The 23,019-nt window shown below is 44.8% G+C and carries 20 protein-coding genes; 15 read left to right on the forward strand and 5 right to left on the reverse strand.

All coding sequences use genetic code 11. The annotated features are described in order from the left end of the window. The first annotated feature begins 199 nt into the window (after positions 1–199). The 7 genes from IQQ51_RS05135 (at position 200) to purF (ending at position 11,149) form a co-directional block, all read left to right on the forward strand. Complete coding sequence (locus IQQ51_RS05135; RefSeq protein ID WP_193840534.1) at positions 200–5,074, forward strand: FimV/HubP family polar landmark protein; 4,875 nt, start codon at positions 200–202, stop codon at positions 5,072–5,074. A gap of 194 nt (positions 5,075–5,268) precedes the next feature. Beyond that, positions 5,269–6,063, forward strand: coding sequence for a tRNA pseudouridine(38-40) synthase TruA (gene truA, locus IQQ51_RS05140; RefSeq protein WP_004734161.1), 795 nt, complete (start codon positions 5,269–5,271; stop codon positions 6,061–6,063). Positions 6,064–6,239: 176 nt separating this feature from the next. After that, positions 6,240–7,166: an acetyl-CoA carboxylase, carboxyltransferase subunit beta gene (gene accD / locus IQQ51_RS05145; protein ID WP_017062348.1), complete on the forward strand. Its 927-nt coding sequence runs from the start codon at positions 6,240–6,242 to the stop codon at positions 7,164–7,166. Between the two features lie 42 nt (positions 7,167–7,208). Beyond that, the gene (gene folC, locus IQQ51_RS05150; RefSeq protein WP_193840535.1) at positions 7,209–8,471 is read left to right on the forward strand and encodes a bifunctional tetrahydrofolate synthase/dihydrofolate synthase; all 1,263 of its coding nucleotides are present in this window, start codon (positions 7,209–7,211) and stop codon (positions 8,469–8,471) included. Continuing rightward, complete coding sequence (locus tag IQQ51_RS05155) at positions 8,472–9,047, forward strand: SPOR domain-containing protein (protein WP_048660824.1); 576 nt, start codon at positions 8,472–8,474, stop codon at positions 9,045–9,047. Positions 9,048–9,108: 61 nt separating this feature from the next. Continuing rightward, a complete protein-coding gene (locus IQQ51_RS05160) occupies positions 9,109–9,600 on the forward strand; it encodes a CvpA family protein (RefSeq protein ID WP_009848678.1) in 492 nt (163 codons plus the stop codon). Between the two features lie 34 nt (positions 9,601–9,634). Then, positions 9,635–11,149, forward strand: a complete 1,515-nt coding sequence (gene purF / locus IQQ51_RS05165; protein ID WP_048660823.1) for an amidophosphoribosyltransferase — start codon at positions 9,635–9,637, stop codon at positions 11,147–11,149. A gap of 76 nt (positions 11,150–11,225) precedes the next feature. Here purF and IQQ51_RS05170 read toward each other — a convergent pair whose 3' ends face one another. Further along, a complete protein-coding gene (locus IQQ51_RS05170; protein ID WP_048660822.1) occupies positions 11,226–12,101 on the reverse strand; it encodes a LysR family transcriptional regulator in 876 nt (291 codons plus the stop codon). A 228-nt stretch (positions 12,102–12,329) separates the two neighbouring features. Here IQQ51_RS05170 and IQQ51_RS05175 point away from each other — a divergent pair, with 228 nt between their 5' ends. The 7 genes from IQQ51_RS05175 to recR all read left to right on the forward strand — a co-directional run bounded on the left by IQQ51_RS05175 (position 12,330) and on the right by recR (position 18,271). After that, positions 12,330–13,433 carry a response regulator gene (locus IQQ51_RS05175; protein WP_048660821.1) on the forward strand — a complete coding sequence of 368 codons (1,104 nt, stop codon included), beginning with the start codon at positions 12,330–12,332 and terminating at the stop codon, positions 13,431–13,433. 148 nt (positions 13,434–13,581) lie between these two features. Beyond that, positions 13,582–13,719: a hypothetical protein gene (locus IQQ51_RS05180; RefSeq protein ID WP_017067606.1), complete on the forward strand. Its 138-nt coding sequence runs from the start codon at positions 13,582–13,584 to the stop codon at positions 13,717–13,719. Between the two features lie 74 nt (positions 13,720–13,793). Further along, positions 13,794–14,165, forward strand: a complete 372-nt coding sequence (locus IQQ51_RS05185) for a YbaN family protein (protein WP_029225617.1) — start codon at positions 13,794–13,796, stop codon at positions 14,163–14,165. A gap of 161 nt (positions 14,166–14,326) precedes the next feature. Next, complete coding sequence (gene apt / locus IQQ51_RS05190) at positions 14,327–14,872, forward strand: adenine phosphoribosyltransferase (RefSeq protein ID WP_019823185.1); 546 nt, start codon at positions 14,327–14,329, stop codon at positions 14,870–14,872. Positions 14,873–14,890: 18 nt separating this feature from the next. After that, entirely contained in the window at positions 14,891–17,113 is a 2,223-nt protein-coding gene (gene dnaX / locus IQQ51_RS05195; RefSeq protein ID WP_057622326.1) for a DNA polymerase III subunit gamma/tau, read from the forward strand. Between the two features lie 151 nt (positions 17,114–17,264). Then, positions 17,265–17,594: a YbaB/EbfC family nucleoid-associated protein gene (locus tag IQQ51_RS05200; protein WP_017062338.1), complete on the forward strand. Its 330-nt coding sequence runs from the start codon at positions 17,265–17,267 to the stop codon at positions 17,592–17,594. Between the two features lie 77 nt (positions 17,595–17,671). After that, on the forward strand, positions 17,672–18,271 hold the full coding sequence (gene recR, locus IQQ51_RS05205; protein ID WP_019823189.1) for a recombination mediator RecR: 600 nt from the start codon (positions 17,672–17,674) through the stop codon (positions 18,269–18,271). Between the two features lie 54 nt (positions 18,272–18,325). On the opposite strand, the gene IQQ51_RS05210 is transcribed toward recR, so the two are convergent. The 3 genes from IQQ51_RS05210 to IQQ51_RS05220 form a co-directional block, all read right to left on the reverse strand. Further along, positions 18,326–18,988 carry an outer membrane beta-barrel protein gene (locus tag IQQ51_RS05210; protein ID WP_193840536.1) on the reverse strand — a complete coding sequence of 221 codons (663 nt, stop codon included), beginning with the start codon at positions 18,986–18,988 and terminating at the stop codon, positions 18,326–18,328. Between the two features lie 373 nt (positions 18,989–19,361). Next, positions 19,362–20,051, reverse strand: a complete 690-nt coding sequence (gene aqpZ / locus IQQ51_RS05215) for an aquaporin Z (RefSeq protein ID WP_048610468.1) — start codon at positions 20,049–20,051, stop codon at positions 19,362–19,364. 100 nt (positions 20,052–20,151) lie between these two features. Continuing rightward, the gene (locus IQQ51_RS05220) at positions 20,152–20,400 is read right to left on the reverse strand and encodes a YkgJ family cysteine cluster protein (RefSeq protein WP_004734153.1); all 249 of its coding nucleotides are present in this window, start codon (positions 20,398–20,400) and stop codon (positions 20,152–20,154) included. A gap of 159 nt (positions 20,401–20,559) precedes the next feature. Here IQQ51_RS05220 and IQQ51_RS05225 point away from each other — a divergent pair, with 159 nt between their 5' ends. After that, on the forward strand, positions 20,560–20,997 hold the full coding sequence (locus IQQ51_RS05225) for a YcgN family cysteine cluster protein (RefSeq protein ID WP_048610470.1): 438 nt from the start codon (positions 20,560–20,562) through the stop codon (positions 20,995–20,997). A gap of 105 nt (positions 20,998–21,102) precedes the next feature. On the opposite strand, the gene IQQ51_RS05230 is transcribed toward IQQ51_RS05225, so the two are convergent. Beyond that, positions 21,103–22,989, reverse strand: coding sequence for a BCCT family transporter (locus tag IQQ51_RS05230; RefSeq protein WP_050651593.1), 1,887 nt, complete (start codon positions 22,987–22,989; stop codon positions 21,103–21,105). Positions 22,990–23,019 lie beyond the last annotated feature (30 nt).

The raw sequence follows: 23,019 nt of genomic DNA on the forward strand, positions 1-23,019 counted from the left end.
GCTTTGATAAACAAGCCTCACTCTTTAGTGGGGCTTTTTTAATCGATTAAAAATATTGTTAGTCAAATTGTGTGAAATTGCTGCGAATATTGTTGCTGCAACACATTTTTTGTTTTCATCTCTATAGTTTTACGTCATTTATCCGATATATTTAATAGATCATCACTTTTCCGAATTTAAGCACCTAGCTGAGCCTTTTATGTTTCAAATTTTCAAGCCGTGGTTAATGCCTTTTGCCTTTATCATTGCGACTCAGATTTCCGTTGTTCGTGCAGATTCCATTCGAGTTGTAGGGCCTAATGGCCAGATACAATCAGCGCCTACGTTTTCAGAACCACTTCAAAGAGCGCAATCGAATAGCGCTGAGCCTTCACGTTTCTATGGTCCAACTCGCGGCTCAGAAACATTGTGGTCTATTGCTTCAAAGTTACGCCCAGATAACTCCGTGTCAGTCCAACAAACCCTGTTGGCTATTTATCGCTTAAACCCACAAGCGTTTGAAAACCAGAATATTCATAGCCTGCTGCCTGCCAGTAATTTACGTGTGCCTTCTTTAGAGCAAGCACGTGCAAGCTCGACGCAGCAAGCTATCAACATTATGAACTCACATCTTGCTAAGCTTGATGCTCCTGCAAGTAAGCCTGTCGCTTCAAAACCAAAAGCGCCGAGTTCTGATGCAAAAAATGTTGCTCCTGCTAAGCAAGTAAGCACTACTGAAACCGCTAAAAAGCCATTGTCTGCAACTCAATCATCTCTAGCTCAATCTGCTCCAACCCAAGAGATGAACAAGTTAGAGAAGCAGCTAGAGCTTTCAGAAACTGAACTGCTGTCACTTGAAGAGAAAAACCACCAACTTCGTTTGATGTTATCGAATGTTCAATCGGAAGTGGATGAGCTAAAAACTGAGCTCAGCGATGAAGACCGCATTCGTAGCGAAGTTGAAAAGCTGCTTGATGAAGAGCGCAGAAAGAACGCCGAAATTGAAAAAATGGCACCAAGTGCCATGGACGAACTGTTATCGAATGGTTGGTTAGTGGCGGCTCTGGCGATTATTCCAGGTCTGCTAATTGGTTTGATCGTTGTGATGCTGTTGGGTCGTCGTTCTAAAAATGATGAGCAACAGCAGACGACTCAAGAACAACCGCTTCAGCCAGAACCAAGCACCGTTGCACCTATTACATTGGGCGACGAGATGGATGATCTTAACGAGTTGTCTTTAGACGATGACTTGTTTGGTACGGAAGATGACGCCAACAAGCTGTTTGACGATCAAGCGCTAGCTGAAGAAGACGATGTTTTTGCTGGTTTAGATGAGTCTGATCTTGATTTCAATCTAGATGGTGAAGACGATGACCCATTTGCCAGCATTGGCGAAAACGGCGATTTAGACACCAACTTCGACGATCTAGATTTAGACAGCAGCAACGGTATTAGTGTTAATGGCGAAGAGAAAGCGCTTGGTCTTGAAGAGATGGAGCGTGCGCTAGACAAAACTGCGGAAAGCGCCGTCGATACTGATGATGTCGACTTCGACCTTTCTGATGATAACGCAATGTCTGCTGATGACATTGAAGCTTTACTATCTCAAGAGTCTGAAACTGAAGATCTCGGTTCCAACGAGCTAGACCAATCTTTATTAGATGATCTGTTTGCTCTTGATGACGAAGATGATGACAGCTTCGATATTGATGCTTTGATTTCGGAAGAGCAAAGTGATTCGCCTTCTAACACGGAAACACCAGCAAGCGATGATTTTGACATCGATGCGCTTATCTCTGAGCAACAAAGTGAGACTAAGCCTGCTGATTTGAGCAATGACGACTTTGATATTGATGCTCTAATCTCTGAACAACAGTCCCCTGAGCCAGCTTCACCGACAGCGAATGATGATATTGATGACATATTTGCCCAGGTTGCCGCTCAGAACGATCAAGCGAATGACCCTTTCAACCTTGATAGCGACGATGAGATTGCCACTAACCTAAACAGTGGTTTGGCGTCTGACGATGATATCGAAAACATTCTGTCTCAGTTCGATAAGCCAATCGTAGATGAAGAACCTCAAGACAGCGTTGACCTGCTTGATGAGCAATTGGCCGGGGATGACGTTGATCTAAGTAACTCGACCGACCTTCTTGATGAAATGTTGGAAGACGAATCGGATGATGAGTCTGAAAGTGAGCCTCTAGGCTTTGATTCCTTATCTGAACTTGAAGAGCTTTCTGGTTTATCGACCGATGATGACCTCAACATCGCAGAAGACAGTACGGAAACCTTGGATGAATTGATAGGTGACTCTGACGACGATGATTTCGAACTCGACGCCGAAAGTACCGACTTACTGGATGATTTCCTTGATAGTGAATTGTCAGATGATGAGCTTTCAGCGGATGCATCAAAATCAGAATCTCTAGACCCATTTGATGACTTACTGACAAGTGGCATTGAAGACGAGCTTGAATCTGAAGATAAGACGTTTGATAAAGAGTTAGACGCAGCCTTTGGTTTTGACAACGTTAACGATGAGCCTGAAAAGGACTCAGGCGTTGAGTTTACTCCGTTAACCTCTGAAACATTTGAAGTTGAGCCTGAGCAAGCATCGGACATTAGTGAAACACCACAACCTGAAGTCGTTACTGATGAATCGTTAGACTCGGAAGTGACTCAAGAAAGTACAGACATTAAGCCAGAAAATGATGAAGCCTTTAATCGTGATGGTTTTATCGATGATTTGTTCGGTGTCGCACCAGCAACGGATGCTTTGCTTGATGACTCGCTAGAAACAACAGATGAAGCATTGATTGATGAGTTAATGACTTCTGATGACAATGATTTGTTGCCAGCAATAGAAGAGCCTGTTGAATCATCAATTGACAATACGGTTGAACCAGAGCAAGCGTCTCTTTTAGACAGCGACGAAGTATCAGCGGAAGAAACCGCATCATCGGTGGAAGATGATGAATTGGATATCGACTCGCTGTTATCTGAGAATTCTGATTTTGATAAACCAGATTTTGAAGAGCGAGTTCAAGAAGAAACCGCACAACAAGAACCAGAGCCGAAAGAAGCCGACGCCCAAGAACAGCGTGAAGACATTGCTGCGAGTACTGAAGATCAAGCTTCGCCGTCGTCTTTGAATGATATATCTGAAGACGATGAAGAAACGGTAGAAGACTGGTTAGCCGAAGCTATCGACGATGTAGAGTCGCCAGCGAACGTTACCTCTGATTTTGACTTCGAACCGAAGAGCCAAGGTAGCGAACAGCTTGAAGATGTCGTTGAATCCTTGCCAGAGCCAGAGCCAGAGCCAGAGCCAGAGCCAGAGCCAGAGCCAGAGCCAGTTCGTGCTGCAAATATGCCAGAAATTATTCCAAATGAATTCGGCGTACCACAAGACGACGATTGGCTGATTGAAGATGAGACGTCTGCACCAGAAGCATTAGCAGAAACTGACGCAACACCAGAACCTGTAGCACCTGTTGTTGAACCTAAATTAGACGCTGAATCGCAAGTTGAAGCTACTCCACAAGCAGAAATAGAAGAACAAGAAAGCGCAGAAGAATTCTCGTTTGATGACTTTGAACTACTAGAGTTTGGTGAAGAAGACACACTAGCGGAAGCTGATGCTGAATCAACAGCAGAACCAGTAACGCCAGCTATTGATGCTCAACCAAGTGTTGAACCTCAAACTGAAGCCCAAGTTATAGCTCAGGCGCGAGACGACGAAGAGTTTTCGTTTGATGATTTCGACTTACCAGAGTTTAGTGAAGAAGACGCACTAGCGGAAGCTGATGCTGAATCAACACCAGAGCCAGCAACGCCTGCTATAGACTCTCAATCAAGTGTTGAATCGCAACCAACCGCTGAGCCTCAGCTAGATACTGCACCACAAGCTGAAACTGCGAAACCAGAAAGCGAAGAAGAGTTCTCGTTTGATGACTTCGAACTCCCAGAGTTTGGTGAAGAAGACGCGTTAGCTGAAGTGGTGAGTGACCCAGATGAAGCGCAGCTAGAGCAAGACTTAGCGCCTGACACCGAGAAGTTCGAGTTCGATGACCTTGATCTTCCTGAGTACGATGAAGAAAGCGCAAAAGCGGACTCTGTTTTAGATGATATTGAGCAAAGCAATGCTGAGCCGGTAGCGGAAGACCAAGGCGTAGAGTTTGATGAGTTTGATTTACCGGAATACGGTGAAGACGAAGCGATCTCCGATGCGTTTGCAGAGAAGCCAACACCACTGACCTCTTTCAGCCCACAAGGCGAAGAGCAAGATGCGTTGCATGATCTGTTCTCAAATCCGCAGAGCTACAGCCAGGCCGATGATTTCTCGAATGCTGAAGACTCTGAACCGGCTGGTTTTGCACAGCCAGAACAATCACTGAGCGCGGCTTCAGAGCCAAACTCAACGCCTGCAGCGGTTCAAGACGAGCCACTAGAAGGCTTTGATGACTTTGATGAGACAGCATTAGCTGAGTTGCTTTCTGAAGATGTTCAAGACTCTGTCGACAACATGTTCGATAAGCCATTGGACGCAACTTCGATTGATAGCGCAGGGCTAGATATTGACGCCATGCTTGAAGTTGGCGGCGAAGACTGGAAAGGCTTTAACCTAGCACCAGAGCAACAATCGAGCATGCATAATGATGTGCCTGATGACCAACAAGAGATTTGGGCATCGGCTGAGCAGCAAGCTGAACCGAAAATCAAAGAAGAGAATTGGGCTCAACAAGACAACCTAACCGAATCAGGCAACAGTCGTGATAAGCAGTACATGACGATTGATGAACTGATGGCTCAAGTCGAGCAAGAAGGTGAAGAAGTCATTAACCCAGACGATGAAGAGCTTAAACTGGATGTTGGTCTTAACGAATTCCCTGATGTTATCGGTGATATTGGCAATTATGATGTCGACAGTAATGCAGAAGCTGCAGGTAAGCTTGATTTGGCCAAAATCTACATCGAGATGAGTGACTCGCAAGGGGCAATTAAGCTTCTAGAAGAGGCTATTGTTGACGGAAGCGATGATATTCGCCGTGAGGCCAAGAATCTCATCGATACGTTAAACGGTCGATAAATTTACAAATCAGAAAGGGTAGCGTTGGCTACCCTTTATTTTAAGGCGATGCAGAGCACTATTGTTTGATTTGGTTTTTCAACAGCATCGTCTCGGTCGATGCTGATTGTTTATTAAAGTTTTAGCCCCATCCTATTTGGGCTAGTACTGATTTCCGTATATACTTCTCGCCCATTTTCAAAGAGAACAAGAACATGAAAATTGCTTTAGGTATTGAATATAACGGTACCCACTACTTTGGTTGGCAGCGCCAACGAGACGTGAAAAGTGTCCAAGAAGAATTGGAAAAGGCTCTTTCAGTTGTCGCGAATCACCCTGTAGAAGTTATGTGCGCAGGTCGTACAGATGCCGGTGTTCACGGTACGGGACAAGTCGTTCACTTTGAAACTAATGTCGATCGTAAAATGGTGGCATGGACAATGGGCGCGAATGCCAACATGCCGAAAGATATTGCGGTTCGTTGGGCTACAGAAGTGAATGAGGATTTCCATGCTCGTTTTTCTGCAACAGCTCGCCGTTATCGCTACATTATCTTTAACCATGCACTACGCCCAGGCATTTTGAATTCAGGCGTGAGCCATTATCATGGTCACCTTGATGAGAAAAAAATGCATGAAGCGGGTCAGTACTTACTTGGTGAGAATGACTTCACTTCGTTCAGAGCAACACACTGTCAATCTCGTAGCCCATGGAGAAACATGATTCACTTGAACGTGACTCGTCATGGACACTACATTGTGATCGATATTAAAGCGAATGCGTTTGTTCACCATATGGTGAGGAATATTACTGGTAGCCTTATTGCCGTAGGTAAAGGTGAGCAGAAACCAGAGTGGATCCAGTGGCTTTTAGAAGCTAAAGATCGAAAAGTAGCCGGCGCAACTGCAAAAGCGGAAGGTTTGTATCTGGTGGATGTTGATTATCCTGAACATTTTGAGCTACCACGAGAGCCAATTGGTCCTCTATTTTTACCGGATAATTTGAACTAAATGTGAGACTTAGGTTCAAAAATTATTACGGTTTAGTGCGTAAGATAGTCCCAGAAAATAGGTACAACCAGTTTTTTATCTACAGTCGCTGTTTTATGTGCTTTAATTCCCACGCATAATTCCCAAATTTATTTCTTTCGCAATCAAGCGGAAGAATCGAAACAAAAAGGTCTTCCATGAGTTGGCTTGAAAAGATTTTAGAAAAAAGCAACATCGTAACATCTCGTAAAGCGTCTATCCCTGAGGGTGTTTGGACGAAATGTACTTCTTGTGAGCAGGTTCTGTACCATGCTGAACTAGAGCGTAACCTAGAAGTATGTCCAAAATGTGACCATCACATGCGCATGAAAGCACGTCGTCGTCTGGATACATTCCTAGACAAAGGTGAGCGTGTTGAACTAGGTGCTGATCTTGAGCCACAAGACAAGCTGAAGTTTAAAGACTCTAAGCGTTACAAAGAACGTATCTCTGCTGCTCAAAAGAACAGTGGTGAAACAGACGCATTAGTTGCAATGAAAGGCGAACTATTGGGTTTACCTATCGTAGCGTGTGCTTTTGAATTCTCATTCATGGGCGGCTCAATGGGTTCTGTTGTTGGTGCTCGTTTCGTGAAAGCGGTAGATGCTGCTATCGAGAACAACTGTGGTTTAGTGTGTTTCTCTGCAAGTGGTGGTGCTCGTATGCAAGAGGCATTGATGTCTCTAATGCAAATGGCGAAAACCAGTGCTGCGCTTGAGCGTTTATCTGCGAAAGGCCTACCGTTTGTTTCAGTCATGACTGATCCAACAATGGGTGGTGTTTCTGCAAGTTTGGCAATGCTTGGCGATATCAACATTGGTGAGCCAAAAGCACTGATCGGTTTTGCTGGACGTCGTGTAATCGAACAAACGGTACGTGAAGACCTTCCTGAAGGTTTCCAACGCAGTGAGTTCCTACTAGACCACGGTGCTATCGACATGATCGTTGACCGTCGTGAGATGCGTCAGCGCGTTGCAAGCCTTGTTGCTAAAATGACCAACCAGCCTTCACCATTAGTAGTTTCTGTGAACGATTCACCGAATGAAGCTACTTATGAAGTACCAGAAGCGCCAGAAAAAGGGTAAAGTACCTTCTAACAAACCAACTTTATTATGGTTATGAGTTAGATGAGTCAACAACCTATTCCTCAAGCCACATCCTCTTTGGAGATGTGGCTTGATTATTTATCAAACATCCACACAAGTGCTATTGATCTTGGATTAGACCGAGTTCAGGCCGTCGCCTCTAAGGCAAACCTCACCAAACCTGCTCAACATGTTATTACTGTTGCCGGAACCAATGGCAAAGGCTCAACATGTGCACTGATGGAAGCGATTCTATTGGACGCTGGTTACTCAGTTGGTGTCTACAGCTCTCCTCACTTAATTCGCTATAACGAACGTGTTCGTATCAACGGCCAAGATCTATCTGATGAAAAGATGGTTCAGTCTTTCGATTTCATTGAGAAAGAGCGTGGCGAAATCAGCCTGAGTTTTTTCGAATATGGCACTTTAGCGGCGTTACGCGCATTTCAAACTGAAGCGGTTGATGTTGTGCTTTTAGAAGTGGGTTTAGGCGGGCGTTTAGACGCGACCAATATCGTTGAGCATGATGTTTCTGTGATTACGAGTTTGGCTGTCGACCATGTTGACTGGCTAGGTGATGACATCAATGTGATTGGCTTTGAGAAAGCGGGCATTTATCGTAGTGGTAAACCCGCTATCTGTGGTCAACCCAAGCCACCGGCTACGGTTGCAGCGCACGCTGATGACATTAAGGCTGAGTTCTACCAAGTCGGTATTCAATACACTTATGATGTTGACGGTGATACGTGGAACTGGCGTAGTGGTGCATTCCAACTAGAATCGCTACCTATTCCAAGCCTGCCTTTACCTAACGCTGCAACAGCGTTGATGGCATTGGGCACATCAGAGCTAAGTATTAGTGACGTGAACGTGGTTAACGGCATGAAGAATGCGCAGCTTCCAGGGCGTATGCAGCAAATTAGCGAACAACCCGTGATTGTGCTTGATGTGGCGCACAACCCGCATTCCGCTGAATACTTTGTGCAGCAAGTTACGAAGAAGTATGCAGGTAAACATTTACACGTTGTAGTCGCCATGCTTCATGACAAAGATATCCCAGCGACATTGGAAGTATTAGCGCCAATCGCAACTCATTGGTATCCAGCTTCATTGCAAGGGCCACGCGCTGCGACAGCCGCTGAACTGTGTCAAAGCCTACCAGAAGGCGTAGAACAGCATCCAAACCCTGTCACAGCGTTTGAAGCGGCTTTAGCTTCTGTTAAAGGTGACGATGTTGTGTTGGTTGTCGGTTCTTTCCATACCGTGGGTGAAGTGTTGGAGCATTGGCAGAAAAAAGGAAACTAAATGGCAAGTAAATTCCAAAGCCGATTAGTCGGCACCATCATTTTAGTGGCCATTGGCGTGATTGTATTGCCCGATGTGCTAGATGGTAAGAAGCTCCACTATAAAGAAGAGTTTGCAAGCATTCCGATTAAGCCAGAGCTTGATAGTAATGTTGAAGTGTTTGAAGTACTCGATCCCGTTGAAGATCAGATAGCGCTACCGGATTCTCCAGTTGAGCAAGTGGTTGAAAGTGGTCGTACTGATAATTCAAACACGCAAACCGCGTCTTCTTCCAATAATAAAGAAGCTGACAAAGTGGCAGTAGTAGTTAAGCCAGTACCGGAAAAAAATGAATACCAAGACAGTGCTTGGATTATTCAATTGATGGCTTTGAAGAATGCTGACAACGCAAAAAACGTTGTTGAGGATCTGCAAAAGCGTGGTTATCAGGCTCACACCAAGCAAGAAAAAACTTTTACGCGAGTAATTATTGGCCCGGATGTCTCTAAATCCAAACTTGAGCGACAAATTAAGGAATTAGAAAAAATTACGGGTTCAAAAGGCCAGTTGCTCAAATTTAAACCGTTAAATCCATAAGAAAACGTTTGCGTCAGCATTTTTTCTGTTAAAATGCGCGCCAACTTAAGATGAAGAATTCATGAATTGGTTAGATTTTGTCATTTTAGGCGTGATCGGCTTCTCTGCCGTGATCAGTTTAGTTCGTGGTTTCGCTAAAGAAGCCTTGTCACTCGTAATTTGGTTTGGAGCATTTTTTATTGCTAGCCAGTACTACGCTAAATTAGCGATGTACTTCACCAATATCGAAGATGAGATGTTTCGAAACGGAACTGCGATAGCAGCATTGTTTGTTGCAACGTTAGTTGTTGGTGCCTTAGTTAACTATGTCATCGGTCAGCTAGTTCAGAAAACAGGCCTGTCAGGTACAGACAGAATCCTCGGTGTCGTCTTTGGTGGCTTACGTGGTGTTTTGATTGTTTCTGCAGTGTTGTTTTTCATGGATGCGTTTACTGCATTCCCAAGTTCTGAGTGGTGGAAGAATTCGCAATTGGTTCCGGAATTTAGTCGAATCATTGCGCCGTTCTTCGAGCATTTACAAGCAACATCTAGTTTCTTATCTGGCGCGCTCTAGCGCCAGTTAATGTCGAAAAATCGAGGATTAGGACATGTGTGGTATTGTTGGAATCGTGGGTTCAACACCTGTAAACCAGTCTATTTATGACGCTTTAACGGTATTGCAGCATCGTGGCCAAGATGCCGCTGGTATTTGTACCATAGAAAGCAATCGTTTCCGTCTGCGTAAGGCGAACGGTTTAGTAAAAGATGTTTTTGAAGCAAAACACATGCAGCGCCTACAAGGTGAAGTTGGTATTGGCCATGTTCGTTATCCTACAGCGGGTAGTTCAAGTGCGTCTGAAGCTCAGCCTTTCTACGTAAACTCTCCTTTTGGCATTACGTTGGCGCACAACGGTAACCTGACGAACGCAAACGAAGTTCGTGAGAAGTTGTTCGAAAAAGACCGTCGCCATGTAAACACAACCTCTGACTCTGAAGTTCTACTGAACGTATTGGCTCATGAGATCGATACTGTTAAAGGTAACGTGACTTCGGATGATGTTTTCCGCGCTGTGGCAAATGTGCACCGCACAATTCGCGGTGCTTACGCCGTAACTGCGATGATCATCGGCCACGGTATGATCGCATTCCGTGACCCACATGGTATTCGTCCACTGTGTCTTGGTAAGCGTGAAGTTAATGGTAAAACAGAGTACATGGTTGCGTCTGAATCGGTAGCACTCGATGCTGTTGGCTTCGACTTCATGCGCGACGTAGCGCCAGGTGAAGCTATCTACGCAACATTCGACGGTGAGCTTTTCACTAAGCAATGTGCAGACAACCCACAACTAAACCCATGTATCTTTGAGTTTGTATACTTTGCACGCCCAGATTCATTCATCGATAAAATCTCGGTTTACAGCGCACGCGTTGAGATGGGTGAGATGCTTGGTAAGCGTATTAAAGAAGAGTACGCAGACTTAGATATTGATGTGGTTATCCCAATCCCTGAAACATCAAACGATATTGCGCTGCGAATCGCTCAAGCGATCAATAAGCCATACCGTCAAGGTTTCGTAAAAAACCGTTATGTTGGCCGCACGTTCATTATGCCTGGTCAGCAACAGCGTAAGAAGTCGGTTCGCCGTAAGCTGAACGCAATCCGTTCTGAGTTTAAAGGTAAGAACGTTCTATTGGTTGATGACTCTATCGTTCGCGGCACAACATCAGAGCAGATCATTGAAATGGCTCGTGATTCTGGCGCAAACAAAGTGTTCATGGTTTCAGCAGCTCCAGAGGTTCGCTTCCCTAACGTTTACGGTATTGATATGCCGAGCGCGACAGAGCTGATTGCTCATGGTCGTGATAACGAAACGATTTGTAAGCAGATTGGCGCAGATGCCTTGATTTTCCAAACACTACCAGATCTGATTTCGGCAGTGGGCATGGGCAATCAAGACATTTCTCGTTTCGATACTTCTGTATTTAACGGCGAGTATGTAACGGGTGATATCGACCAAGCGTACCTAGATTTCCTAGACTCTTTGCGTAATGACGACTCAAAGGTTCAGCGTGAGATTCAACAAGATCTAGCGAACCTAGAGTTACACAACGAAGGTGCTTAGTTTTCGTTAGTGGCAAGAATATAAAAAACCAGAGCATCGGCTCTGGTTTTTTTGTTTACGGAGAAGGGGATTGACCTTAATGAATGTGGTACGCGATCACAAAATCAATAAACAATCTAACTTTCTCTGGTAGATGGTCTTTGTGGTTATAAAGCATGTAAATATCACGAGGGTTAGCGCTCCAGTCTTCTAAGACTTGGACTAAGCTGCCATCTTCAATGTATTCACGGATCATCACGTCAGGCATTAGGGTGATACCTAGGCCTTCTGAACAGGCTTGTCTCACGACATTAAGCGCATTCGCATTGAAACGGCCTTTCTCGCTATTCACCACCGTCTCTTCATTCGAATTACTCAGCTGCCACTTAATCAGCGGGTAGCCTTTGAGTAGCGAATGGTTCGCTAGCTCTTCAGCATGGCTTGGTGCTGGGTTCTTCGCTAAATACTCAGGGCTCGCGATAAGAATATCTTTTACTTCACTGATTTTTCGAGCGATTAGGCTTGAATCACGTTGTGGGCCGACACGGAAAATCACGTCCCACTCAGTTGGGTCCAGCTGATCCGCTTGGTTGTTCATCATCAGCTCAATATTGATATCAGGGTATTGAGTCATGAAATCGCTGAACATTGGCATCATCATGCGCTTGGTCAGGTTGGAAGGTGCCGTAATACGAATCTTACCGGAAGCTCCTTTGCACACGTCAGTTAACTCTTCAGCAGTAGAAGAGAGACGCTGCAATAACGGAGAGCATTCATTGTAGAAACGTTCGCCAGCCTCTGTTAAAGAAAGTTTACGCGCGTGTCTATTGAGAAGCCTAAGGTTCAAAGAGTCTTCTAAGGCTTGGATGCGTCGTGTGATGGTCGCAACCGGAATCATAGTCTTGCGCGATGTTGCGGTGTAGCTCCCATTTTCAACGACGAGTCGAAAGAGGTTTAAATCATCTAATTTCATAAATCCAGACACATTTGTTTACAATCTCATCTAATTTATACGTAACAGTGAGATCAATGTTTGCGTTACGTCAACTCGTTGCACTATTTACAAGTATTCCAACCCTCGTCACGAATTACCAGCAAAGAGTGCAAATTTGTGTATTTAGCATTTTATTACTAAGTTTTATATTAGTTCTTAGAACAGATAACAATAATAATTCGACTTAGTTTTGTGAGGTTATAGATTATGTACAAAACTCACAGTCAGCCAGTAATGACCTCGGCTCAGGAAGTAATTAACCAAAAATGCGTGATGTTGGTTGATGATGATCCTATTTTTCGCCGGATAACCAGCGCATACCTAGACAAGGTTGGTTATAAAGTGGTTGAGGCTGAAAATGGGCTGGACGCTCTGCAAAAGCTTAGAGACTCAGCGCCAGATTTAATTGTGTGTGACTTATCAATGCCGATACTTGATGGCATCGAGCTTGTGGAAGAGCTCAGTTTAGAGTACCCGTCGCTGCCTATGATCGTTGTGTCCGGCACAGATGACATGTCTGATGTGGCGAAAGCATTGCGATTTGGTATTAAAGATTTTTTAGCGAAACCGTTAGAGGATCACGGTCACTTAGGAAGTGCGATTGCGAATACATTGACAGATTCGTTCGATAACATTTCAGACCAACGAGATTTTTCAAGCCAATGGTTCTGCGTTGATGACGGGGGAGAGATCCCTGAAGACCAAGAGCTACATTGGCACCTGAATTACCTGCAAGAGAACCCTAGTGCGGCAAGAGACTTATTGCACGCGTTGCTACCAGAGAAAGACACACGACAAGGCTCATGGCGTTGCAGTTACCGACTACTGCAATCAACAGAGATGATGCCACTCGTCTTTGATTACGCTTGGATGATGAATGGGCAATTTGCTTTTTACCTCGTCGATTCGTCTTCTGCCGATAATGGCAGTTCAGCGTCAACACTGCTGGTGAGAGCCTTATTCCACGATTACATAAGAAATCGAAAAGATTTTAATGTTGATCTCAAAGATATTGCCGAGATTTTAGAGAAGGGGATTGAGTGCTCGAAATGCGCAACGCCCGTTAACGCTTTGTTTGGTGTCGCCAATCTTGCCGAGGGTACTATCTCTATTTTGCCTGCGGGTTTAGATGGACAATGGTCGAATGGTGAATTGAATCAACATATTGCCGCGGGCGAACGCTTAGGTGAGAATTGTAAGAAGAACTTCATTACACGGGATCTGCCGATTGAACAGGGCTGCCAACTTTCGTTGAGCCTGCTTGGTTCGGCGAGTTTTAGCTTAGACATACATCAAGGGTCTACTGATTAACCCTATATTTCCTCGGTTTTTGTGAATAATTGATTAAGGTATAGTTGCGCAAATGGTGTTGCTATGCCTTTTTTGTTAAATGTCGATTTAGCAAAGCGGGTTTGGTTCGCCAGACACTTACCTTTACTAACAAAAACAAGAAGTAATCATGGCAGATAACAAAGACTTTCAAGACCCGTTTAATGTATTCTACTTTTTAGGATTTTTAGCCGCATTTTTAATGATTCCATTGCTACCAGCAACACTTACGTTGATCCGTGTATTCAATGGTTACGCAACATTCTAGTGACGTTATCGTCGCCAATTGGCGATAGCTAACTCAAGGAGGCCACAATTAGCGTTCGAGTTTTAAGCCTCAATATTGCTGGTGGCCTTTGTATATTTCTTGCAGTTTTAGGGATAGTTTTACCCGTTCTGCCCACAACACCTTTCCTCCTTCTTGCTAGCGCATGCTTCATGCGAAGTAACCCTAAAGTTCACAAATGGATGCATGAGCATAAAACGCTCGGCCCGTTACTGAACAATTGGTATCAGCACGGTGCTGTGACTAAACAAGTTAAAACGCGTGGCGTATTCTTTATCTTGTTGAGTTTTGCGTTATCGATCTACTTTGCCCCTATCATTTGGGTCAAGGCTTTCCTAATTTGCGTACTTGTTATTCTTCTCACATGGTTTATGCGACTTCCAACTCATGAGTTGGTTGCTGACAGCAAAGAAAATCACTACCATTAAGCCAGTGTGCCTGCTTGTATAGCGGGCGTTTATTATTTCAGCAACCAGAGTTATGACTCTCGTTGCAATGAATACCAATCGTACCTTTCCTTAATTTCGAACGTTGATGTTTAATTCGTTAACGAGAGTTTGGAAAGCGGCCTAATGAAGTGCATAAGATTATGAACACAGAAAAAATCTCTCTGATCAAAGCAAGCATCAAAAGCATTCCTGATTACCCTAAAGCGGGTATTTTGTTCCGTGACGTAACAAGCTTGATGGAAGATCCAGCAGCTTACAAAGCGACTATCGATCTGCTAGCGGAAACATACAAGGACATGGGCTTTACTAAGATCGTTGGTACTGAAGCTCGTGGTTTCCTATTTGGTGCGCCTTTGGCACTTGAGCTAGGTGTTGGTTTTATCCCTGTTCGTAAACCGGGCAAGCTGCCTCGTGAAACTGTGGCACAATCTTATGAGCTTGAGTACGGCACTGATACGCTAGAAATCCACACTGACGCTATCGTTGAAGGCGATAAAGTGTTGATGGTTGATGATTTGCTAGCAACGGGCGGTACGATTGAAGCAACAACAAAGTTGATTCGTCAGCTAGGTGGTGTGGTAGAACACGCTGCATTTGTTATTAACCTTCCAGAAATCGGTGGTGACAAGCGCTTACAAGGCTTAGGTCTAGAAGTGTTTAGCATCTGCGAATTCGACGGTCACTAATCCTTTTCGGAATTATTCATGAGCTATCTTGCGTTAGCGCGAAAATGGCGACCAACCAAATTTAAAGAAGTGGTTGGTCAAGCCCATGTTTTAACAGCATTAGAGAATGCACTTAGCCAAAACAGGTTGCATCATGCATACTTGTTCAGCGGGACTCGAGGTGTCGGTAAAACGACTATCGGCCGTTTATTTGCTAAGGGTCTAAACTGTGAAACAGGCATTACCTCTACACCTTGTGGTGAATGTGCAACCTGTAAAGAGATCGATGAAGGTCGTTTTGTTGACTTGCTAGAGATCGATGCGGCATCACGTACAAAGGTAGAAGATACCCGCGAGCTTCTGGACAATGTTCAGTACAAGCCGGCGCGTGGTCGCTTCAAAGTTTACCTTATCGATGAAGTACACATGCTTTCTAGGCATAGTTTCAACGCGCTTCTAAAGACGTTAGAAGAGCCGCCTGAGTATGTGAAATTCTTGCTCGCAACGACCGATCCACAAAAGCTTCCTGTGACTATCTTGTCGCGTTGTCTGCAGTTCCATCTTAAGCCGATCAGCGTTGATAATATTCACGAGCAGCTTGACCACATTCTTGAACAAGAGAGTGTGACGTCTGAGTCTCGTGCGCTTGGGATGATTGCTCATGCTGCTGACGGCAGTATGCGTGATGCGCTAAGCCTTACGGACCAAGCTATCGCATTAGGTAACGGCAATGTCGTGACAGACACCGTGGCTCACATGCTTGGCACGCTGGATACCGACCAAGCTATCCACTTGCTTGAAGCGATCAGCAGTAAGCAGCCACAACAAGCGATGGCGTGTATCCAAAGTCTTGCTGAGAATGGCGTAGAGTGGGATGGTTTGTTGAATCAGCTTGCGACTCAACTGCATCGTTTGGCGATGTTCCAAGCTCTGCCGTCAACCTTAGATAAAGCACAGCCGGATGCTGAGAAGCTAGAACTGTTGAGTAAAGCGCTAAGTCCACAAGACATTCAACTCTACTACCAGATCGTGTTGAAGGGTCGTGAAGACTTACCATTATCGCCAACCGCTCGCGTTGGTATTGAGATGGTGGTTTTACGCATGTTGGCATTTAGACCGGCTGAACAAGCGGTTGCTACGGTAATCTCGACTCAGTCAACAAGTCCAGCGCCAGCAGCTCAAGCTCAGAGCGTTGCTCAGCCTGTTAGCCAATCTGCGCCAATGGCAGCTCCGAGACAGCCTCAGATGCAACAACAGGCGCCTCAACAGCAGCCTATGCAGCAGCAACCCGTACAACAGGCTCCGCAGCAGAATCAAGCACAGTATTCAGATTCGCAAGGTTACGCTGATCACTCAGGCAACCAAGGTTATCCAGAGCAGGATTACCCGCATAGCCAGTATGACGCGCCTCCTGCTTATGATGAGCGTCCAAGTTACGGTGCAGAGCAGCCTCAGCAGCAACAAACGAATTATCAAAACCAGAGTCCGGTTCAACAGCCAAGCGCTGCACCTTCTGCTCCGCAAGAGCAGCCAGCGCGTGCAACTTCGCCTGTGAGTGGTTTACGCCACCAATTACGTTCTCAACGTAGAGGCAGTTCGGCAACAGAAAACAAAGGCTCGGCGCCAAAAAAGGCTAAAGCGACACCAGCTAAAACTTCAGTTCTTGATCGAGTTGCTCAGCAACACGGTGGTTCTGAGCGGGTGTCGCCAGCTTCTTTATCAGCCTCTTCGACAGAAAATGTGACCAACGATAATGAACCCTATCGCTGGAAACCGTCTAAACCTGTAGTGAAAGAGGTGAGCAAAGAGCTTACACCTACTCAGATCAAGCGTGCGTTAGAGCATATTAAGACACCAGAAATGGTCGATAAATTGCTTCAAGAGTCGATTGCTCAAGATGAATGGTCCGCTACGATTCAAAAGCTAGAGACAGCCAAGCTTGTTGAACAGTTAGCATTGAACTCAGTGTTTGCTAAAAACGACACATCAATCACTTTAACGTTAAGGGCGAGCCAAGCTCACTTGAATACGGACCGTGCACAGAGTGAGCTATTGCAGTCTCTCAATACAGTGCTCGGAGAAGAGTGTCATTTGAGTGTTGAAATCGGTGATGGTGGAGAAACACCACTAGAATTACGAGAAAGGTTGTACCAAGGCAAGTTGAAAGACGCGTTTACCAGTTTGGAAAACGATGCCAACGTACAGTTTATCGAAAGACGTTTTGCCGCTGAACTCGACAGAGACAGCGTTCGTCCTATTTAGAACGTTTCTCTTTTAGTGACTGGCGTATCATCCCAGATAAGCAAATCTGAGAACTGAACATCGAGGGGTTGAATCGCACTGGCTTAACCCCCATTTAAGCACGTATAGCTTAATTAATTTTAATAAACCAATTAGACCAGAGAGTATTAACATGTTTGGTAAAGGCGGTATGGGCAACATGATGAAGCAAGCCCAGCAAATGCAAGAGCGCATGCAAAAGCTTCAAGAAGAAATCGCAAATATGGAAGTTACAGGTGAGTCAGGTGCTGGCCTTGTAAAAGTAACGATCACTGGTAGCCACAGCGTTCGCCGTGTTGATATCGATGAAAGCCTAATGGAAGACGATAAAGAGATGCTTGAAGATCTTATCGCTGCTGCTTTCAACGATGCGGCTCGTCGCGTTGAAGAAACTCAAAAAGAGAAAATGGCTAGCGTAACTGGCGGAATGCAACTTCCACCAGGTATGAAGATGCCTTTCTAAGAAACTATTTCTAAAGGTTTATTCAAGCTGCGGTTTATCTTGAGTAAATAGTTACTTGAAAATTAGAACGGTTAAATATGCGTACCAGTCATATGCTGGAGCATTTGATGGAGGCCTTACGTTGTCTACCTGGGGTTGGCCCCAAGTCGGCGCAGCGTATGGCCTTTCATTTGTTACAGCGCGATAGAAAAGGCGGCCTACAGTTGGCTGAAGCTCTTAGCCAAGCAATGACCGAAATTGGTCACTGTAATGAGTGCCGTACTTTTACTGAAGAAGATACCTGCCACATTTGTACCAATCCTAAACGTCAGGAAAATGGTCAAATCTGTGTAGTAGAGAGCCCAGCAGACATTGCAGCTATCGAAGCAACAGGCCAATATTCTGGTCGTTACTTTGTGCTTATGGGTCACCTTTCACCACTTGATGGTATTGGTCCAAGTGATATCGGTCTCGATGTTCTGGACTACCGCTTACGCCGTGGTGATATCTCTGAAGTAATCCTAGCGACTAACCCAACAGTTGAAGGGGAAGCGACAGCGCACTACATTGCTGAGCTATGTAATGCCCATGAAGTGAACGCAAGCCGTATCGCTCATGGTGTTCCCGTTGGTGGTGAGCTAGAGCTGGTGGATGGCACCACGCTTTCGCACTCCTTACTCGGTCGTCATAAGATCTAAAAAAAGCCGCTCATTGAGCGGCTTTCGTATTTTAGAGGGAATTACTAGCGAAAATTAGAAACGGTAATCTACGCTCAGTGTTAATTCACCGTGGTTTTTCACTGTATACGTATCTTTGTAGTAGCCAGTATCCCACGAATCAGACTCAGATACTGAACTTGACTCAAACATATGACGGTATTGAAGATCTGCAGACCAATTCGTGTTGATCTTGTATTGAGCACCTACTTGCAGACCGTAGGTAAAATCAGTCTCTTTGTTAGTTTCTTTACCGCTATCTCCCTCTTCGTCCCAGCTCACTGTATGCTTATTTTGAACGATGCCAGCAGTTACACCACCAAATAGAGAAAACTCTGAATTCAAGTAATGAAAATAGTCGTAAGAAGCTAGATATTCAGATTGCTTTAGCTCATCTAAATCACCGTAGCTATCTTTGTAAAGCTCGTTATCACCTGTAAAATTTGCAGTCAACGTTACACGATGATTTGGAGTTAAGTAAGCGCCTGTACGTACACTAAAAGCTGCACCTTTCGCTGTGTTTGACTCTTTACCAGAGGCGTTACCGTCAACTTCATCAACGTCATTAAATTTATATTCAAACTTTGCATGGTGATAACCAACACCGCCACCAACAAAAAACTCAGGGTTAAGGTCAAATGCAGAAACTGAAGTTGAAGCTAATGCCAAAGTGCTTAGCGCTATAATTGTTTTTTTCACTGTATATTCCGATAATTTTAGTTATGTAGACCACTGCGGTCGGACGGAATGATAGTGGTAATCTTTTGTTTTTATTACTATTTTTTATTTTGTTATTGTAATGACTCATTTCATATGTATTTGAATACTCAAGAGAAATATACAACATTAGGTAAGGTTTATGGGTGTGTTTTAAAGTTTGTGATTTAGAACAATAATTCTATTTCATTAGTGTGAAGTTAGAGCTTTGTGTCTAATGGATTTTACTATCCACTTGTGTAGCGATGATAATATTGAGTTGCAGGATAGAGGGGATTGATTCTTTAGGAATATGTAATCAGTTAAGCTGCTTCAATAGATTAAACTTAACTGATTACAATAGGTTAGTTGTACACTAATCTGAACCTCTTACCGCTTTGTATATCATCGCGCCAATCACGGCACCAATAATCGGTGCAACCCAGAATAACCATAATTGCGAAACGGCCCAATCACCGACAAACACAGCCACGCCGGTACTTCGAGCAGGGTTCACAGAGGTGTTGGTTACAGGAATACTGATAAGGTGAATCAAGGTCAAACAGAGACCAATTGCAATGGGTGCAAACCCAGCAGGCGCTTTTGAATCAGTTGCACCCATGATCACGAATAGGAATACCATGGTCATGACCACTTCACAGACCAGTGCAGCGGTAAGTGAATAGCCGCCCGGTGAGTGTTCACCGTAACCATTTGAAGCAAAGCCAGATGCCGCAGCGTCAAAGCCTGCTTGGCCTGAAGCAATCACGAATAACACACCACCCGCGATAATACCGCCAATGACCTGGGCAATAATGTAAGGTGCGACGTCTTTGGCATCAAAGCGACCACCGCTCCAAAGACCTATTGTCACAGCAGGGTTGAGATGACAGCCGGATATATGGCCAATAGCAAAAGCCATGGTGAGTACGGTTAAACCAAACGCTAGGGAAACCCCGAGTAAGCCGATACCTACATCGGGAAAAGCGGCGGCTAAGACGGCACTACCACAACCACCTAACACCAACCAAAATGTACCGAACATTTCTGCGATATACCTATTCATAACGATCCTTATTAATCTGTACCAGTATCAACAAGATAGTTTAGATTTCGCAGAATTGTGAAATCTTGGGCATATAGGAGGAAGAAAAGGCCAACTAATTTTAGGTAATGGCTTCTAACTCGATCAGGTTATCAAGGGCTTCTTGGTCGGTCTTACCACAAATGATAGGGCAAGCTTTGAATTGGTGACATACCTTCGGGCGTGAAGGCTGACCAAACAATTTGCAGAGATCTTGCTCATTTAATTGGATGCAGCGTACGCCAGCAGGCTTACCATTAGGCATTCCAGGAATAGCAGATGTAATACTCGGAGCGATACAACATGCTCCACAACCTAGGCGACATTCCATCAAATTAAACTCACTAAATAACAGGGTGCGCGATAGTAGCAAAAAATGATGAGAGTGACAGCTGTTGATTGAATCAAAGAATGAACAATTATTATCCTTGAACTTTTTATGGGCTAGCGGTATAACACGCACCCCAGTAAAAGAGTAAGAAGTAATCCTATGACGAATCCATTTTGGCAAGAAAAGACACTAGAGCAAATGACCGAGAACGAGTGGGAATCACTTTGCGACGGTTGTGGTAAGTGCTGCCTGCATAAACTAATGGATGAAGATAGCGATGAAGTTTACTACACCAATGTGGCGTGTAGCTGGTTAAACGACAAAACGTGTTCGTGTAAAGACTACCCGAACCGCTTCACTTCAGGTGAAGAGTGTTTGAAGCTGACTCGTGACAAGATCGATGAGTTTCACTGGCTACCAGACACTTGTGCTTACCGTCTTCTATCAGAATCTAAGCCGATCCCTGAGTGGCACCCATTGATCACCGGATCAAAAGCAGAGATGCATGCAGCAGGTGAAAGCGTTCGTAACAAAGTGGTATACGAAATTGATGTGGTGGATTGGGAAGATCACATTTTGAATCACCCGAACCGCTAGTTAACGAAGACTAGTCAATCACCCGAATAAAAAAAGGCTCACATTTCTGTGAGCCTTTGTCGTATTTAGGAGGGTCCAAATCAATGGACTGTGTCATGGCTAATGTCAAGCAAGCGGTAAGTCTGCAACCACCTGGTTGAACGTGATACGAGCATTCTGAGCTTGCTCAGATAACTCGATCTTTTTCGCTTGTGCGGCACTAAGATTGCTCTCGGCCTGCTCAAGTGCTTGTTGTAGGTTCTCTGGTAACTCGTGAGTTTCCATTTGTGAACCCTGTTCTAACACATAAGCGCGAATCTCTTTCTTCACTGCGGCAAGTTCTGTGTAAGCAACACGCTCAAGTTCTGCAGCTTCTTGTGCTGCATCTCTTTCTTTCTCAAATTGAGCCAGCGCCATACCTTCAGCAGACCAAGGGTCCATGTCTGGTAGTTCTTCGATGTTGATCGTTGGCTCGATGTACGCATCTTGATGGCGTAGGTCGAGGTTAGTCGCACGAACCGCTGAAATCATCAACATGACAGAGATAGCAAGCAGCGGTAAGCCACCAACAATCGCCGCCGTTTGTAGCGTACTTAGACCGCCCAAGAACATCAGAATTGTTGGCAAGAACGACAGAGTAAATGCCCAGAACATACGGTTCCAACGCATTGGCTCTTCGGTCACGTTGTTTTGTACAACAGACGCCAGGATGTATGAGATAGAGTCAAATGTTGTTGCCGTGAAAATAATACACAGCATTGTAAATACAGCGATAACCAGTGTGCTCATTGGCAATTGTGCAAGCATCGAGAAGATAGCTTTGGTTGCGCCTTCCGCATTCAAAATCGCAACGACATCTAGCTCACCAGAAAGCTGCAGTGATAGGCCGTAGTTACCTAAGATCATGAAGAATAGGAAACAACCTAGAGAACCAAAGAAGATCGAACCTGATACCATTTGTTTGATGGTTCTGCCGCGAGAGATACGCGCAACAAACAGACCCATACTCGGTGCAAATACTAGCCACCATGCCCAGTAGAAAATCGTCCAGTCTTGTGGGAAGTGAGTGTTTTCGAATGTACCGTAACCACCAAATGGTTCAGCCCACGTTGCCATTACGAAGAAGTTAGATAACAGACGACCAATCGAGTCTAAACCTGTTTCTAGCATGAAGATTGTTGGACCCGCGATCAGAACGAAAGCCAGTAGCCCCATCGCACCCCAGAAGTTGATGTTACTTAGGATCTTGATGCCTTTTTCCAATCCAGCATAAGATGAGTAAGCAAAAATCGCTGTACACACTAAAAGCACCATCACTTGCGTTAGGTTGTTTTTAGGTAGACCAAATAGGTGATTCAGACCTTCAGTGATTAGAGGTGCAGCTAAACCTAGTGTTGTTGCAGCGCCGCCTAATAGACCGAAAATGAAAAGGATATCGACGATTTTTCCAGGTACGCCTTTACTGCGGTGTTCACCAAGAACAGGCATTAACGCACTAGAGATCTTTAGAACTGGCTGTTTACGTACATAGAAGAAGTAAGCGATAGGAATCGCAGGGATCAGGTAGATAGACCACGCGATTGGTCCCCAGTGGAACAAACCGTACGTTGCAGCCCAACGAACTGCTTCTTCACTGCCAGGTTCTAGTTGGAAAGGCGGTGATTGGTAGTAGTAAGCCCACTCAATACAGCCCCAGTACAAGATACTTGCACCGATACCGCCACAAAATAACATTGCAGCCCATGATGCTGTTTTGAATTCAGGTTCTTCATCGGCTTCGCCCAGTTTAATTTGTCCCATATCACTGAACACAACGTAAACCATAAATGCACAAGCCGCGAGGCCTAGAGCAAGATATAGAAATCCAAGTTGGTCAGTCATGAATGTTTTCGCAACCGCAATCCAGTCTGCGCCCTGTGTTGGGAACAAAATGAGCGGGAAAACTATCGTGAGTAGGAGTGCAATAGCACCAAAGAAGGTCGGCTTGTCAATAAGCTCAAAAGTGTTTTTCACGAGTATTATTCCATTAAAATGAGAGCGGAA

The sequence above is a fragment of the Vibrio sp. OPT18 genome, assembly GCF_015163615.1.
GTDB classification, from domain to species: Bacteria; Pseudomonadota; Gammaproteobacteria; order Enterobacterales; family Vibrionaceae; genus Vibrio; species Vibrio coralliirubri.